General features: G+C 34.1%; 14 protein-coding genes. 11 read left to right on the top strand and 3 right to left on the bottom strand.

From position 1 onward, the window contains the following. Window positions 1-37: 37 nt before the first annotated feature. Window positions 38-1777 (bottom strand): ABC transporter ATP-binding protein, encoded by a 1740-nt coding sequence (locus tag O5635_RS01935; RefSeq protein WP_036902914.1) that lies wholly within the window; start codon window positions 1775-1777, stop codon window positions 38-40. On the opposite strand from O5635_RS01935, the gene O5635_RS01930 reads away from it, so the two are divergent. From O5635_RS01930 to folP, 3 genes are read left to right on the top strand one after another with little or no spacing between them, the layout of a single operon-like run. Beyond that, complete coding sequence (locus O5635_RS01930) at window positions 1740-2009, top strand: RNA-binding S4 domain-containing protein (protein ID WP_332299669.1); 270 nt, start codon at window positions 1740-1742, stop codon at window positions 2007-2009. The two genes, O5635_RS01935 and O5635_RS01930, sit on opposite strands and share 38 nt — an antisense overlap. 29 nt (window positions 2010-2038) lie before the next feature. Further along, window positions 2039-2773 carry a triose-phosphate isomerase gene (gene tpiA, locus O5635_RS01925; protein WP_036902916.1) on the top strand — a complete coding sequence of 245 codons (735 nt, stop codon included), beginning with the start codon at window positions 2039-2041 and terminating at the stop codon, window positions 2771-2773. Window positions 2774-2813: 40 nt separating this feature from the next. Then, window positions 2814-3596, top strand: a complete 783-nt coding sequence (gene folP, locus O5635_RS01920) for a dihydropteroate synthase (RefSeq protein WP_036903690.1) — start codon at window positions 2814-2816, stop codon at window positions 3594-3596. A gap of 5 nt (window positions 3597-3601) precedes the next feature. On the opposite strand, the gene O5635_RS01915 is transcribed toward folP, so the two are convergent. Continuing rightward, window positions 3602-7615 carry a magnesium chelatase subunit H gene (locus O5635_RS01915; RefSeq protein WP_036902919.1) on the bottom strand — a complete coding sequence of 1338 codons (4014 nt, stop codon included), beginning with the start codon at window positions 7613-7615 and terminating at the stop codon, window positions 3602-3604. 114 nt (window positions 7616-7729) lie between these two features. Between O5635_RS01915 and dapB the strand changes: the two genes are divergently transcribed. The 8 genes from dapB (at window position 7730) to O5635_RS01875 (ending at window position 13214) form a co-directional block, all read left to right on the top strand. Further along, complete coding sequence (gene dapB, locus O5635_RS01910) at window positions 7730-8581, top strand: 4-hydroxy-tetrahydrodipicolinate reductase (protein WP_036902922.1); 852 nt, start codon at window positions 7730-7732, stop codon at window positions 8579-8581. Next, complete coding sequence (locus tag O5635_RS01905; RefSeq protein ID WP_036902925.1) at window positions 8581-9237, top strand: hypothetical protein; 657 nt, start codon at window positions 8581-8583, stop codon at window positions 9235-9237. Before dapB ends, O5635_RS01905 begins: the two co-directional genes overlap by 1 nt. Continuing rightward, a complete protein-coding gene (locus O5635_RS01900; RefSeq protein ID WP_036902928.1) occupies window positions 9237-10388 on the top strand; it encodes an FAD-dependent monooxygenase in 1152 nt (383 codons plus the stop codon). Before O5635_RS01905 ends, O5635_RS01900 begins: the two co-directional genes overlap by 1 nt. 58 nt (window positions 10389-10446) lie before the next feature. Beyond that, window positions 10447-10629 carry a DUF2949 domain-containing protein gene (locus O5635_RS01895; RefSeq protein ID WP_241462976.1) on the top strand — a complete coding sequence of 61 codons (183 nt, stop codon included), beginning with the start codon at window positions 10447-10449 and terminating at the stop codon, window positions 10627-10629. 142 nt (window positions 10630-10771) lie between these two features. Beyond that, window positions 10772-11326, top strand: coding sequence for a DUF3038 domain-containing protein (locus tag O5635_RS01890; protein ID WP_036902933.1), 555 nt, complete (start codon window positions 10772-10774; stop codon window positions 11324-11326). Beyond that, window positions 11323-11928 carry a DUF4335 domain-containing protein gene (locus tag O5635_RS01885; protein ID WP_269607777.1) on the top strand — a complete coding sequence of 202 codons (606 nt, stop codon included), beginning with the start codon at window positions 11323-11325 and terminating at the stop codon, window positions 11926-11928. The genes O5635_RS01890 and O5635_RS01885 overlap by 4 nt, the downstream gene beginning before the upstream one ends. A 65-nt stretch (window positions 11929-11993) precedes the next feature. Beyond that, window positions 11994-12374 (top strand): hypothetical protein, encoded by a 381-nt coding sequence (locus tag O5635_RS01880; protein ID WP_036902936.1) that lies wholly within the window; start codon window positions 11994-11996, stop codon window positions 12372-12374. 525 nt (window positions 12375-12899) lie between these two features. Further along, window positions 12900-13214 (top strand): hypothetical protein, encoded by a 315-nt coding sequence (locus O5635_RS01875; RefSeq protein WP_036902940.1) that lies wholly within the window; start codon window positions 12900-12902, stop codon window positions 13212-13214. Here O5635_RS01875 and mfd read toward each other — a convergent pair whose 3' ends face one another. Beyond that, window positions 13215-16724, bottom strand: a complete 3510-nt coding sequence (gene mfd, locus O5635_RS01870) for a transcription-repair coupling factor (protein ID WP_269607776.1) — start codon at window positions 16722-16724, stop codon at window positions 13215-13217. It lies immediately after the preceding gene. Between the last annotated feature and the right edge of the window lie 7 nt (window positions 16725-16731).

Here is a 16731-nt window from a genome sequence, read left to right as displayed (position 1 = left end):
AGTAGTAAAATTATATTTTTTATAATATCGTAGAATCCTACTTTGAATTTCTAATAAATTGCTTTTGACATAAATCACTATACATGCCACCTCTGCTAATGAGATAATCATGAGTTCCTATTTCCTCTATAGTGCCTTTATTTAAAAAAATAATTTTATCTGCTTCTTGAACTGTAGACAACCTATGAGCAATTATAAGTACTGTCCTACCTTTCATGGCTTGTTTTAGCCCAGTTTGTACAGCAGATTCAGCTTCTGCATCTAAAGCACTAGTAGCTTCATCTAATAAAAGAACTAAAGGATTGCCTAGTATTGCTCTTGCTATCGATATCCTTTGGAGTTGACCACCTGAAAGATTAGTACCTCTTTCTTCTATAAAAGTATTATATTTATTTTTCAAATTCATAATAAATTCATGTGCATTGGCAATCTTAGAAGCCTTTATTACTTCTTCTTCAGTGACGTTTCTGCCAAAACTAATAGCCTCTGATATTGTTCCTGACAAAATATTTACTCGTTGAGGTACTATTGCTACCTTTCTCCTAATATCTGATATTTTGAGATTTGATAAATTAATTTCATTAAACAATATTGACCCCCTATTTGGCAAGTTAAATCTAAGTAACATCGAAAAAATTGTACTCTTTCCTGAACCAGAAGGACCTACAAGAGCTGCAACTTCTCCTGGATTAATATCAAGATTTAAGTTATTGATTACCTGGATATCATTGTTATAAGAAAAACATACATCTTGAAAGCTAATATTACATATCTTCTCAGGCAGAATTATATTATCTTTTGATTCAATAGGGTCCATTGTTTCATTTTCTATTTCAATTAGTCTTTTTAATGATGCCTGCCCTTGTTGAAGCTCATTGAAGTTAGTAGTTAAATGGCTTATAGGATCAATCAACATTATTAAGGCAGCGAAGAAGCTACTAAAACCTTGACCATCTATATCGCCACTTTGTATTCTCAAAGCTCCAAAGGCTAAAACAAAGAGTATTCCAAATGCTTCTATAAAACCAATAACTGGATGTTGCAAGGCTAGTAACTTAAGTGTTTTAAACCGTGCCTTTCTATGAAGTTCTACTTGTTGGTCAAATCTAGATTGGAACCAGTCTTCAACTCCAAAAGCTCTTATTAAGGGCAAGCTTTGTATCCCTTCACTTAATAATCCGGCTAAGTTGCTCACTTGTTCTTGACTCTTTTCGGCTGTAAATAAAACTTTTTCACCAAACTTACCAACAAGAATAGAAATTAAAGGAGCTAAAAGTAGAGTTGCAAGTGATAGTTTATAGTCTAAAATAAGCATATATCCAAATACTGCAATTAACTGGAGCAAACAGGGCGCTGTATCTTGAATAGTTTTATATATTACTTCACCTACTCTATCGGCATCTTCTGTAAGTCTATAAGCTATATCACCAGATGAAAGTTTCTCAATGGATTGTATTTCAATTTTCTGTAACTTCTTAAACAAATCCTGCCTAAGTTGTTGACTTAATATTAATGAAGGTTTAGCGAGAAGTGTATCCTGAAAAAATTGTGCAAACTTCTGAATTAAGAAAACAATTAATGCTTGGCTAATTACAGTAATTACAAGTTGGAAATCTCCTGAACCGATTGCAGGTATGAGTTTTCCTGCAAGCCACGCTAAGATAGGCCAGCAGAGAACATACACAATCATTGCTAGAGCACCCCAAATCAATTCCCTTTTATGAGGGAATAACTTTGGAATGAACCGTCGAAAACTAATTTCAGAGGCTGTGTTCATTTCTTCAATTCAACAACTCTATTTACAAGACATTCGGATGAAATTAGACCAATTTTTAAAATGGAAGACATTTGTTGAAAGCGGTGGACAGGCCAAACACCTTATAAATTCTGGTTTAGTTTTTGTAAATGGCAATAAGGAGACTAGACGGGGGAGGAAATTGATTCATGGGGATTTGATATCTTTTGGCAATATTCAACACATCTTTTCAGAAGGAGACACAAAGCCCTAAGTTGGGTAATTGAGATATACAGGTAAGGCGTGAGGAAAACGGTAATCGCTGGAAACTGGAAAATGCACATGACATGTGCACAGGCAAAGGAATTTGTAGCGACTTATCTGCCTTTGGTCAGAAATACCCAAAATGACAGGGAACTTGTTATTGCCCCACCCTTTACAGCCCTCTCAACTCTATCGGACTGCACGCAAGGATCCAATCTTCATATATCAAGTCAGAATGTGCACTGGGAGGATAATGGAGCATTTACAGGGGAAATTTCTCCTACCATGCTTTTGGAATTGAATGTTAGATATGCAATTGTCGGCCACAGTGAGCCACGAAAGTATTTCAGTGAGAGCGATGAACAAATTAATTTAAGGGCAAGGTCAGCTCAGGCAAATGGTCTAATACCAATAGTATGTGTTGGAGAAACATTTGAACAAAGAGAAAGAGGCGAAGCAGAAAGAGTAATCAGAAGGCAGGTTGAACAGGGTTTAGAAAAGACTATTAAAGAGAAGCTTGTAGTCGCCTATGAGCCAATATGGGCTATTGGTACAGGGAAGACATGTGAGGCCAATGAAGCTAATAGAATTTGCGGATTAATACGTCAATGGGCTGAATGTCCAGACTTGATAATTCAATATGGTGGATCAGTTAAACCTGGAAATATTGATGAATTGATGACTATGAGTGACATCGATGGTGTATTAGTGGGTGGTGCATCATTAGACCCGAATAGCTTTGCAAGAATCTCTAATTACGAAAAGCTTAAATAGAAATATTTGGCCAAAACACTGGAGAGAAAAAACATGCATAATGGCAGTTATAAACTTGACACCAGATTCGTTTAGTGATGGTGGCTCATATCAAACGATAGATTTAGCAATTAAGAAAATAGAATCATGCATCGAAGATGGAGCAGATGTACTTGATTTAGGAGCTCAAAGCACAAGACCAGGAGCAAAAATAATTGAAAGTCAGGAAGAATTGGACAGGTTGATTCCAACCCTTAAAACAATCAGAGCTAGATTTCCTGAACTTATAATTTCGGTTGATACTTTTTATAGCAAAGTAGCCCAAAAGGCTATTGATTTAGGTGCTAATTGGATAAATGATATTAGCGGCGGGAGAATTGACCCAATTATTCTTGAGATTGTAGCTAATGCTTCCTGTCCTTTCATAATTACTCATAGCAGAGGTAATAGTCAAACAATGAATAACCTTGCTTACTACAAAAATGTATGTAATGAAGTTTGTGATGAGTTAAATAAGCGTACAGTTATTGCTATTGATAAAGGAATAAAAGAAGCAAATATTATTTGGGATCCAGGTATAGGTTTCGCAAAAGATACAGAACATAATTTGCAATTACTTAGTAATTTAGAATTTTTTACGAAGAAAAAGTATCCATTAATGGTTGGACCTTCACGTAAAAGGTTTATTGGAGATGTGATTAACCAACCAAATCCCTTATTAAGAAGTCAGGGCACATCAGCAGTTATATGCAGATGTGTACAAGCAAAAACTGACATTGTTAGAGTACATGATGTTAAGGAAACAAAAGAAACAATTGTTATGTCTTCTAAACTCTGGACTTAAAGTTGCTAATCTTTATTGACGCCTTCGATTTTGTCCTCAACTTCTTGGTAAAGCTCTTTTAATTGTTCAATGTTTTCATCTGAGGTATCCCAATAACCTCTTCCATTTACCTCGAGAAGTGTTCCAACAATCCTTCTGAAGCTGTGAGGATTCAATTCCATTAACCTCTTCCTCATTTGAGGATCATTTATAAATGTTTCATTAGACTCCTCATAAACAAAGTTATCAACCTGACCACTTGTAGCACTCCATCCAAGAGTGTAATTAAGTCGATTCGATACTTCCCTTACACCTTCATACCCAGAATTAAGCATCCCTTCATACCATTTAGGATTAAGTAATTTTGTACGGGAATCTAATCTAATTGTTTCACTTAAAGATCTAACTTGTGCATTAGCTGTAGTTGTATCAGCAATAAAACTATTTGGAGTTTTACCATCTTCTCTCAATGATTTTATAAGATTTGTTGGATCAGAATCGAAGTAATGACTTACATCTGTTAATGATATTTCTGAGGAATCAAGGTTCTGAAATGTCACATCGGCTGTTTTCATTACCGATTCAAATACATTCCGGTTTTGACTCATTTCACCTGGATTGTCTGCATCAAAGGCGTAAGTCTTACGTGATAAATACATTTCTTGAAGATCATTTTCCTCTTCCCATGAAGAATTCTCGACAGCTAAATTTACATTCGAACTATAACTTCCGCTAGCATTAGAGAATACTCTACAAGAGGCTTGTCTAATATCAATACCTTCTTTTTCTGCTTGTTCAAGGGAATGCTTCCTAACAAAGTTTTTATCTAAAGGTTCATCTGCTTCAGCTGCCATTTTTACTGCTTGATCAATTAATGCCATTTGATTAATAAAGAGATCCCTAAATACTCCTGAACAATTAACTACGACATCTATTCTCGGCCTGCCAAGTACTTCTAAAGGTATGAGTTCTAGTTTATTTACTCTTCCTACAGAATCCGGTTTAGGCTTAACTCCTACAAACCAAAGAATTTGTGCCAATGATTCTCCATAAGTTTTAATATTATCTGTTCCCCAAAGAACGCAGGCTATTGTTTCAGGCCAATTACCTTCTTCTTGCCTTTGTTTTTCTATTAATTTGTCTACAACACCTTTTGCAGCGGCAACTGCAGCGACAGTTGGTATTGATTGTGGGTCTAGAGCATGAATATTTTTACCACTTGGTAGAACAGCTGGGTTTCTTATGGGATCACCGCCTGGACCAGGAAGAACATAATCGCCATCCAAAGCTTTTAAAAGACTATCCATTTCCTTATCCGCACATATTTGAGTTAAACAGAAACTCAAATATTTAAAAAGATTTTCTAGTTCTATAACATTTATTTTATTAAAACCATTTTTCCTACAACTTGTTATCCAAGGTGAATCAATTTGAATACCGAGGTTGCGTAAAAAGTCTAAAAATCTTGTCCACAAATTTTTGTCAAGAGTAACTCTACCTTCCTTACCAGTTAAAGAGAAAACTAGAGATTGAACTGCAATTCTAGCTGTATCTGTAATATGTTTATTAAGCTCTACGTCCTTTAAATTGCCATTATTATTTCCTTTATAAATATCTTCGATAGTTCTATCTAAAGATTCAGCCAATAAACCCGGCAAGGATCTGATTTGCTCTTGTTCTCTCTCCAAGGATGCAATATTTACTAAAGTTGCTATTGCTTCTTCTGCTGTAGGCGGTTTACCAATTGTATGAAGCCCACAAGGCAATAATCTACTTTCTATCTCCATTAATTGTCTATAAACAGAACCAACTATTTCATCTCTTTCATCGAGTCCAATAGTTGAGGCATCTTCGCTAGGAAATCTTATATCTTTATCTAGATTACATTGTTTAGAAGTATCTATTATTGCATTGACAATTTGTACTCCTCTTGAACTTTCACGTAACTGTTGATATGAACCTACCAACTCACTTAATTCCTTAAGTCCTTTATAAAGCCCAGCATTCTCTGCTGGTGGTGTTAAATAACTAATGGTAGATGCATAACCTCTCCTTTTTGCAATCGTAGCTTCAGATGGATTATTTGCTGCATAATAATAAAGATTAGGTAGTCCACCTATTAAGGAATCAGGATAGCAAGTTTCACTCATTCCCATTTGCTTACCGGGCATGAATTCAAGAGACCCATGAGTTCCAAAATGAAGCACTGCATCAGCATTCCATATTTTTTCTAGGTAGGTATAATACGCTGCAAACCCGTGATGAGGACTTGCACTCTTAGAGTAAAGCAATCTCATTGGATCACCTTCATATCCAAAAGTAGGCTGTACACCTACGAAAACATTCCCAAAGTGGTATCCGTAAATTAATAAGTTTTGTCCGTCACTATTTAAGTTCCCAGGAGGCTTACCCCAGTTTTCCTCAAGTCTTTCCGAATACGGAGTTAATCTTTCATATTCTTCTACATTCATTCGATGAGCAATCGAAAGTTCTGGAGAACCTTCTAAGGCTTCAGGGTCATTGATTAATCTTTCCATCAATGATTTTGGGTTATTAGGCATATTTCTTACGTCATACCCTTGCTTCTTAAGTTCTTCTAAAACTCTAAAAATTGAACCAAATACATCAAGATATGCTGCTGTCCCAACATTACCTTTATCAGGAGGGAAACTAAATACTGTTATAGCTAATTTCTTCTCTTTTCTGTCTTTGATTCTTAAGGATGACCACCTTATTGCCCTTTCAGCAATTGCATCTACTCTGTCTTGTAAAGTATGCGCCTTTCCTGTCGCATCATCTCTTCCCGAAAGCACGATGGGTTCAATAGCTCCATCAAGTTCAGGTATTGCTATTTGAAGTGCTACTTGTACTGGATGAAGTCCTAAGTCACTAATCTCCCATTCCTGCGTTGTTTGGAAAACTAATGGCAATGCAACCATATATGGTCTATTCAACTTCTTTAATGCCTCTACAGCCTTCGGATGATCTTGTCTAGCCGGTCCACCTACCAATGCGAAACCTGTAAGCGATACGACTCCATCAACTAAAGGTAGTGAATTATTAAGTGGGTCATAGAAAAAAGTCTCTACTGGCTTTGAAAAATCTAATCCTCCACAGAAAATAGGGATAACTGTTGCCCCTCTAAATTCAAGTTCTTGAATAATTGCAACATAATGTGCATCATCTCCGGTGACTATGTGACTTCTTTGTAGGACTAAACCAATGACTGGTCCTTTTTTTGATTTGATTGATAAATCTTTTCTGCTAGCTGTCCAATTTTGATATTCATTGATATCTTCAAACATTTGTGATGACAATGGATGCCAAATACCTAAATCAGGGAAAACCTCAGGTTCTTCAACATCATTACTACCATTTTCACTTATATTCTCATCTTGTAAGACATATTTTCTAGATATCATTAAAAGAAAATTCTTTAAATTTTCTGGTGTTCCACCTAACCAATATTGAAAGCTTAAAATGAAATTACGAGCATCTTGAGCCTTATCTATAGGTAAATATTTAAGAATTGATGGAAGTGTATTTAAAAGTTTAATCATTGAATCCTGAAAAGCAGCTCCATCACTTTCCTTCTTCTTCTTCATAAAGTCACCAATTATACTTTTACTTTGACCTAATTGAGCCATAGAGAAAGTACCAAGTTTATTTAGCCTCATAACTTCAGGCATAGATGGGAAGATAATTGCTGCCTTTAAGTTTTCTCTATAAGGTTCAACTGCTTCGACAACTTTTTGGGCTAAATCTTCTATGAAAATTAGGGAGCCAATGAAAATATCAGCTTGAGCTATATCTGATTTGAAGTCATTAAAATTATTTTCGTTTCGAAGCTCTTCGATTAAATATCCATTCAACTCAATTCCTATCTCACTATCCATTTTATTTAGAGCTCTTGCTGCTTCAGATAAGGCATTTTGGTATTGAGGTTCTAAAACAAGGTATACAGCCTTAACTACGTATTTATGAGTTTGTCCCTCAACAGGCGATACTCTCCTATTGGCCGAGCGAACCTGAGTAAACATATCTTTCTAAGTATTTTGACCAAGCCTACTTTTATAAGGCGCAAACTGTGGTTTTTAATTGATTGCTGTTACAACTAATTTGAAAAACATCTGATTTACGTACTTTTTAAATTAATGACTAAAACAGAAAATACCAAAATCCCGATTCTTGTGGCAGGTGCACTTGGGAAAATGGGTTCAGAGGTAGTCAAAACTATTTCTGTATCAGAAGATTTTTCCTTAATAGCAGCAATTGATCTAAACAGAGATAAAGAAGGTCAAGACATTGGAGATGTTTTGAAAATAGGTAAACTAGATATTCACCTCAATAGTGACTTTGAAGGCTGTCTTTGCAGTGCAAGTCAGGCGTATAGAGACTCATCTCCTTTAAATACACCAGTCCTTATTGATTTCACACAGCCATCTGTTGTTTATGAACACACTAGAGCGGCAATTGCCTATGGAGTACACCCAGTTATTGGAACAACAGGATTAACCCCAGAACAGATAAAAGAACTTGAAATTTTTGCAAGTAAAGCATCTATAGGTACAGCAATTATTCCAAATTTCTCAATTGGCATGGTACTTCTTCAGCAAGCCGCCTCAGCAGCAAGTTATTTTTATGATCATGCAGAATTAATAGAATCGCACCATAACCAGAAAAAGGATGCACCTAGCGGAACTTGCATTAAAACAGCAGAGTTAATTGAGGAGTCTCAAAAATTCTTTAACAACGTCTCTCAAGAGGAGGAGGAATCTCTAACAGGATCAAGAGGAGGGAAGAGACAGAGTGGTTTGAATATCCATTCGATTCGATTACCAGGCTTAGTAGCACATCAAGAAGTCATTTTTGGATCAATTGGTGAAACATATGTTTTAACTCACAACACAATTGATAGGAAAGCTTATATGCCGGGTGTAAAGATTGCTGCTAAAAAAGTGAGGGATCTTAGTAATCTCGTATACGGATTAGAAAAGTTAATTTAATGATAATAAAACTAAAACCAGGTGAACTACAGAAATTGATTCCTGCTGTGGCAACAGGCAAACAATTCAATTCCTCTTCAGGAGATCCTCAAAAAATCCTACAAAGATTCATGATCTCATCTATAGGAGGAGTATTAATTCTATTAATTAGTCAAAGTCAAGTTACAAGCCAACTATATCCATTTTGGCTTATATTAGGTGTAAGTTGTTTACTTTATATATTATGGGGGCCTATTTTAGAAGCTAGTTTGAAGAATTCAGAATTAAGAAAATATAATAAGGCAGCATTATTCCAGGGAGAGATAACGAGTATATACACTAAGGAAAAAATTATCAATCGTCATGAGCAGGCTAATAAACTAGGTGAACTAGAATTAATTGAAAATAGGAGGACATGGATGGTTCTTGAACTTAGTGATGAAGATGGTTATTTAGTAGATTTAAAATTTCCCTTAGAAGATAAACATCAAAATATTAGAGTTGGTTCCAAGATTAGATGTCTTATCTTTTCCATTAATAATACCTATGAAAATCAAATAGTTACTAGCGACGCATGGCTACCCAAGCAGAAACTATGGGTTGGTGAATACCCTTATTTATTAAGGCCTGCATTTGAAGAATTATGCTTTTACAGAATTAACGAAGAAAGTTATTGATGAATTACATTCTCCCGTATAAAAAGATTAAAATAGTTGGTGCAGGTCCTACAGGATCACTATTGGCCTTAGCCCTTGCCAACTTAAATATAAAAATTTATTTATATGATAAAGAACCTTATAAAAATATAGTTAATAAAGATAAAACATATGCTATTACACAATCTTCATACAATTTCTTTAAAGAAATTAATATTTGGAGTGAATTAGTCTCTTCCCTCCAGGAATTCAATAAACTTATAGTAAGGGACAATATTATTAATGAAGAAATAAACTTTAATATAAAGGATATATATAAAGATAATAAAGATTGTCAAGCTCTAGGTTGGATAATAGAGCATACAAAGCTAATGGAATGCATAGCTAATCGTATACATAACCAAAAAAATATTCAATTTATACAATCAGTCGAAGGAATCAATGAATTAGACGAATTTGATTTGTGTATATCCGCAGATGGTTTTAATTCAAAAGCCAAGAAGTTATGTTCTGGGTTATCATTTTCTAATGTTTACGACCAAGCATGTATTTCTTTTAAAGTATTACTTAGAGGAATTAACGACACTACAGCAATGGAAATATTCTGTAAGGATGGACCATTAGCCATACTTCCATTAGGCAAGAATTTCTACCAAATAATTTGGACCTCATCCCATGCAATATGTCATAAACGTATTCAATATAGGTATTCCCAATTATTAGATGAGTTAGCAAGGTTCCTACCTGGCGGGGTAGAAGCTGATTACATAGTAAATTCTCCTAAAATATTCAATACAGCTTTATCAATTACACTCTTTATAAATAAAAAAAGGCAGCTTTTAATAGGAGAATCTTTTCACTGTGTTCATCCAGTCGGCGGGCAAGGGCTAAATCTATCTATTAGGGATATATCAGACTTGTACCATATAATAAGGAATTTACGTTCAAAAAACCTTACTTATAATAATGTTTCCTTCAAATATCAATTATATAGACTGCCAGATATCATTTCTGTAGCTTTTTCAACACATTCATTGCTTAAGTTTTTCTCAAATGATTACCTAATATTTATTTATTTTAGAAAATTAGTCATGAAGTTGATTCGCAAGTCTAGGTTAATTAAAAAACTTATATTATCCCAAATGACATATGGCTTTCTTAAGTTTAATTGATAGTATTAATTACATAAACGTATAAATAGATTTGGTACATTCAAGTCAGCCACCAGGGATGCCAAGTGATGAGCTATGTCTCTACCTTAAGAGAAAATTTGCTCTTACTGACAAAGCAATTGAGTTAGGAATCAAAAAATCCATAGAAGAAAATGCCCCACTTTCAATTATTCTCTGGTCTTACGGATTGATTACTGTATCCCAATATCAGACCCTCCTGGATTGGATTAACCAAAATTGAATACAACTACTCCATGATTCGTTTATGGAAATAGTAAATCTTAAACCTCTTATTTTAAGTTAGGGGATTGATATTTAGTTAGTCCTTTGCAACTAATTCTACAATGCTTGCTATGATGAGCATTAAGGACATTTATTATTTAATGCAAGAGGATATCAACTTTAAGAAACCACCACGAACTCCATCTAGAGCCCGCATTTCTAGAAGTGGTTTTCAAAGACTTGATTTATTATTACTAGCTATTGAGTCTATTGATGTAAATGCTCCGCAAATAATAGTCACTGCTATTAGGCAACTTGATTTAGTTAAAGCCTTCCCAAATACTGTTGAATTGTGGAAATTCCGTTGTAATAATCCTATGAGAAAGGCTTCTATCCGAGTAAAAGCCTCAAGGGATTCAGAAGATTCAATATTACTACTCTTGTCATTTCTATCAGATCATTTCTACCCACGTCTACGACAATTATTATCAACCAAAGAATCAACATTAGAAAATGAAAAGAGATGGACATCATTTAAAACCAGACTAAATGAATTAATAGAGGAAAGAATGAATATAAGTAGAGAGGCAGTTAAGTCCTATCTAAAACCTAATAATAACGAATTTTACAAAGAGATTATCTTTTCACTAGCCTTATCTTCAGGGCCAGGAGGCATGAACCGCTTAAGAGCGTCATTAATGGACAATTATAAATGAAGCAAGTATTTCGTTATGACAAAGGTGCAACAAGACTCGAGGTAGAAGGCATAGCGGATTCATCTCTCGGTCAGAATGAAGACTCTATAGGTATTTTATTCAATTGGAAACTAAATATAATAGGTAGACCTCAACTGGAAGGTAAAAAGGAACATATCCAATGTTTTATGAATGTGGTCCTTCAATACTCAAGATATAGACTCTCCGGACTTAAAAAGTCATTTGGTTCTGATACCGATTTTGTAACTATTAGTCCAGATCAGCCTCTGCATAAGCTTCTATTACGAAGTGGCCAAAACAATGTAGAGCCCATGAGCATATTGCTAGATGATGCAGAACTAGCTGACTTAACAAGGTGTTTTGACTTTCTTCGGAATGATCCAAGAGTTCATATCAAATGGGGTGTAAACGAGGATAGGCGATTGGGAATTATTGAGTTATTTAACCTCGGGAGATTTTCTAAAAGATTACTTTCACCTGTAATAGGACTACTTTCAATTACCCTCACCTCCTTTCTATTCTTATTAATACCTAATACTTCATATGAAGTTCCTACAGAGGACCAAAACCACAAAGTACAAAATTTACCAACTAAACTCTAGGCGTTGACTATTTAGATTTACTTGTCAAAATTGAACTAATTGTCGATTTCCATTAAAAGATAATCATGAATTTAAATGGAAAGAGAACAAAAAAGAAAGATAACCCTCACTACATTTTCAGAGGAAAGTCGAAAAGAAAGCCTAAGAAGCAATTAAGACAAATAATTGAAGCTTCACTAATGCTTTTAATTGGAATAAACCTTGTACTTTTTTTAAATCAAGTGCCAGGAGTTTTTGATTTCAACATATTTTTCGCTGAAATATGGCTTAATGTCTTCGAAAGCCTTAATCAATTAATAAGTTCCTTAGCAAAAATAAGTGGCGCAGTCATTGTTTTTATCCTTCTTATAAGTAGCTTATTTCTGATAGTTGGAGGGACTATAAGGTTACTTAGAATCCTACTTCTTATACAAAAACAGAAGTCAAAGCCAAAAGATAAGGTGTGACAATTGATTTCCTTGTATCGAACTTGTAATGCAGAACAAATACGACAAAAATATATCTAACCATGTAGATGTAAATTATGCTTTTTCAGATTTAACTTTTTTTATAAGTTTTTTCTTTTCTATATGTAAACTAGTTAAATTATTTTTAACCCAATCCGTTTTATGGGTAGTTATAGGAATTGCTCTTATTTTGGTATTTGCACTTTTCACAACTGATAAATTAGATACTAAAAAGATAAGATATCAACTTGGATTACCAGCTATCCTGACTAAATTTATATTTATTATTTCTCTTTCAATATTGCTAATATCATCTGTTTCATTTCTATTTGATATATATATATTATTTAATATTTCACATATATCAACATTGTATCCTCTCCTTATTATAATTCCTCTTCTATTCCTAGGTTCTACTATTGGTCTGTTAACAAAATTAAAGTAGTAATTGTTATGAAAATTTCTTAATATTTAATTGTAGTACTATCAAAAATGACTTAATTTAAAGAATATTAAGCAGAACTAATGACTTACACATTAATAAAGTTTAGCTCTGATGATTGTGGAACTTGCCATAGAATGGGACATTACGACTCTTCTGTGACTAAGGAGCTAGGTTGTGACTTTATCAATGTCATGTTGCAGGATACGAATGTATATAGAAAATACCGTAAAATCCTTCTAGCTCAATACCCAAGCAAGGAAGGAATGGGATGGCCCACCTATTTGTTAGTTAATAACATTAACGATGATTTTGAAATTCTCGGTGAAATTAAAGGAGGTATGCAAAAAGCAGATTTTCGGTCAAAGTTGACAAACCTCTTAAAACAAAAAAATTAACTAATCAAACTTTCCTATTTCATTTTTCATCTTCATAAACCAATCCTTTAATTCACTTATCTGCTTTTCTGTTGCTTGTAAGCCCAAACCTCTAACTACTACTTCATTAATATTTGACCCCTTTTTATAAATAAATCTAGTATGCAAATTGCTAGGGATACCATTAAGAAGTAACTTAAAGGCAGATTTCTCCATTTTAGTTTCGAGAAGAATATTTGGTTTTACAAGCTTGATACAACTTATCCCGCACGACTTTGCTAACAACTTTAATTGCATTACTTCAATTAAAGTGATTACAGGTGCTGGTAAAGAGCCATATTTATCTGACCAATTAAGACTCAATTCTATAAGTTTGTTAGAAGTTTCGCAGTCTGTTACAGCTTTGTAGGCTATAATCTTTTCTTCACTGTCAGAAATCCAACTATTTGGGATAAATGCTGTTACTTGTAAATCTATTTTAGTTTCATCGACTTTAGGTATTGTTTGTCCTTGTATATCTGAAATTGCTTCATGTAAAATCTCCATATACATTTCAAAACCTATTGCCTCCATTTGACCACTTTGCTGCATACCTATCAAATTACCAACTCCTCTTATTTCCATGTCTCTCATGGCAAGCTGATAACCGCTACCTAATTCACTAAACTCTTGAATCGCTTTTAATCTACGTATAGCTTTTTGATTAATTAAGACCTCTTTTGGGTAAAGCAGCCAAGCATGTGCCTGAACACCACTTCTACCTACCCGTCCTCTTAATTGATATAGCTGTGAGAGTCCAAAAGAATGAGAGTCTTCAATGATTATAGTATTTACTCGAGGAATATCTAAGCCACTTTCTATAATGGTTGTACACAACATTAAATCAGCTTCTCCATTATTAAAGGCAATCATTGAATTCTCTAAATCTCCTTCATCCATTTGACCATGAGCAATTAGTAAATTAATATTCGGGACCATTGATTTTAATTCTTTCACAATATCTTGTATACCTTCGACTCTCGGTACGACATAAAAGATTTGACCACCTCTGTCAATTTCCTGGCAAATTGCACTTCTTATTGCTTCTTTCTCATATGGTATTAGATGAGTTTTAATAGCTCGCCTTAATGGTGGAGGGGTTGTAATTAGACTAATTTCTCTAACCCCAGAAAGGCTCATATATAAGGTTCGTGGTATTGGTGTTGCTGTAAGAGTTAGAACATCTACATTCGTTTTAAGTTCCTTAATACGTTCTTTCTGACGAACCCCAAATCGTTGCTCCTCATCTATAATTAAAAGACCTAAATCCTTAAATTTAACAGTTTTACCTAATAATTGATGGGTACCAACTATTGCATCTAATTGACCACATTCAAGTTCTTTAATGATATTTTTTCTTTCATTATTAGTTTTAAATCTATTTAATAGTCCAATTTTAATAGGATAAGGAGCAAATCTTTCTGTAATTGTTCTCCAATGCTGTTGAGACAATATTGTTGTAGGGGCTAATAAAGCAACTTGCTTTCCAGCAATAATTGCTTTGAATGCAGCTCTAATGGCAACTTCAGTCTTGCCATATCCAACATCTCCACAAATAAGTCTATCCATAGGCTTGGGACGTTCCATATCGGTTTTAACGTCGCTAACTGCTTTGATTTGATCGGGTGTAGGTTCATATTGAAAAGAATCTTCTAGTTCGCCTTGCCATGGTCCATCAGAAGGAAATTTATATCCCTTGACCTTTTCTCTCTCTGCATACAGTTTTACGAGATCTACTGCTACTTTACTAATAGCTTTTCTAGCTTTTTGGGTAATAGAATTCCAACTACTACCTCCCAACTTATTAACCTTAGGTGATTTGTCTGTAGAAGCTCTGTATCTACTTAAGGATCCAAGTTGATCTGCTGCAACTCTTAAAGTGCCATCTTGATATTCTACAACTAAATAATCTCTACTAACATTATTCATAGCAAATTTTTCAATTTTAATAAATTTACCGATACCATGATTTCTATGAACAACAAAATCTCCTTTTGTAAGTCTACTAGCCTTTATTGACTTACTTACAGCACTTTTACGTCTACGAACGTAACCACTATAACCAAGAAATTGTTGGCCGAAAATTTCCTTATCTGTAAGAATTAGTATTTTCCAGGGAGCAAAGTTAATACCTTCCAACTCTAAGCTAGAAGGACACTTAATAACTGTTGGGGCAAGTAATTTATGATTATCAAACGAAGCATTTATGTCTTTAGTTTTATTAAACTGAAATACATGACAATCATGTTCTTCCAGTAATGCTATAGTTCTAGAAGGTTGTGCTGATAGTATGTATATTGAATATTTTTGAGTTAAGAAGGTATTTATAAACTGAGCAATCCTACCAAATTGATTCGCCATAACTTCAATTTTTTTAGCAGCAATCTCAAATTTATTATTAGAAGAATATTCATTAATAAAATTAGTTGTTTCATAACCAATATATGTATCTAAAGAAGCAAAGTTTAATGCTGCTGACCTTTGAAGATTATTATTTATATTCGAAATATCTAATTGAAGATTGCTTTCAACAGGGGCGATAAGGCTATTATAAGTATCATTCACATGTTCTACCCAAACTTGGGAATGAGTAAAACAATGATTCCTTTCATCAACTAAAACAATAGTATTTTCAGGTAAATAGTCTAAAAGGCATGAAGGTTTCTCCCAGGCAAATCCAAGTAAAATACGAATATATTTAGGTAAATTATCTAGTGAAAGTGAGTCTTTATATGCTTGAGAAAAAAATCTGTCAGATTCTACATTATCTGTATCTCTTAGCTTGTTCCTTATTAGATAACTAAGGTTAGTTGGAGGAATACATATCTTATTAATAGTATCAAGAGATCTTTGAGAAACAGGGTCAAACTCTCTTATTTTATCAATTTCATCCCCATACAACTCAATCCGTATAGGGAACTCATTGCTGACAGGGTAAATATCAATAATATCCCCTCTTCTACTCCAATGACCTTCCTGATCAGTTGTGTTTGTCTTTTTATAACCTATAGAAGTAAGTTGAGTTGAAATAGTCGAACTATTAATTTCAATTCCTTTTTCTAGAAGAATACATTGTTTAACAAATTCTGATTTAGGAGGCAAATGTGGTTGCAAGGCTCTTTCGGTAGTTATGATTACAAAATTGCGATCTCGGGGGTTAATTAAGTCTGTTATAACTTGTATTTGGCCCCAAAGTATCTCTGATGTTGGGTCATTCTGTTCATAAGGGGAAATCTCAGATGTAGGATATAGATGTACAGTTTGACAACCTATTCCTTGGAAGAGAGCATTCCATCTAGATGCTTCTTCTAAAGTAGAGACTACTATTAGCAAAGGATTTTGTTGATGTAATGATATTGAACTAGCTAAAAAAATCTTAGCTGACATGCCTCCACCACTTAATGTTAACCTTTGATCTCTCGACATTCTATTTATCAACTCCTTTGTAATCAGGGAATTAGATAAGTTTTCAATAATTGGTAAGAGAGACATTTTTATA

The organism is Prochlorococcus marinus str. MIT 0919, from assembly GCF_027359375.1.
Taxonomy (GTDB): Bacteria; Cyanobacteriota; Cyanobacteriia; order PCC-6307; family Cyanobiaceae; genus Prochlorococcus_D.
Note: the sequence above shows the minus strand (reverse complement) of the source record. Positions and strands in the feature narration are given on the sequence as shown.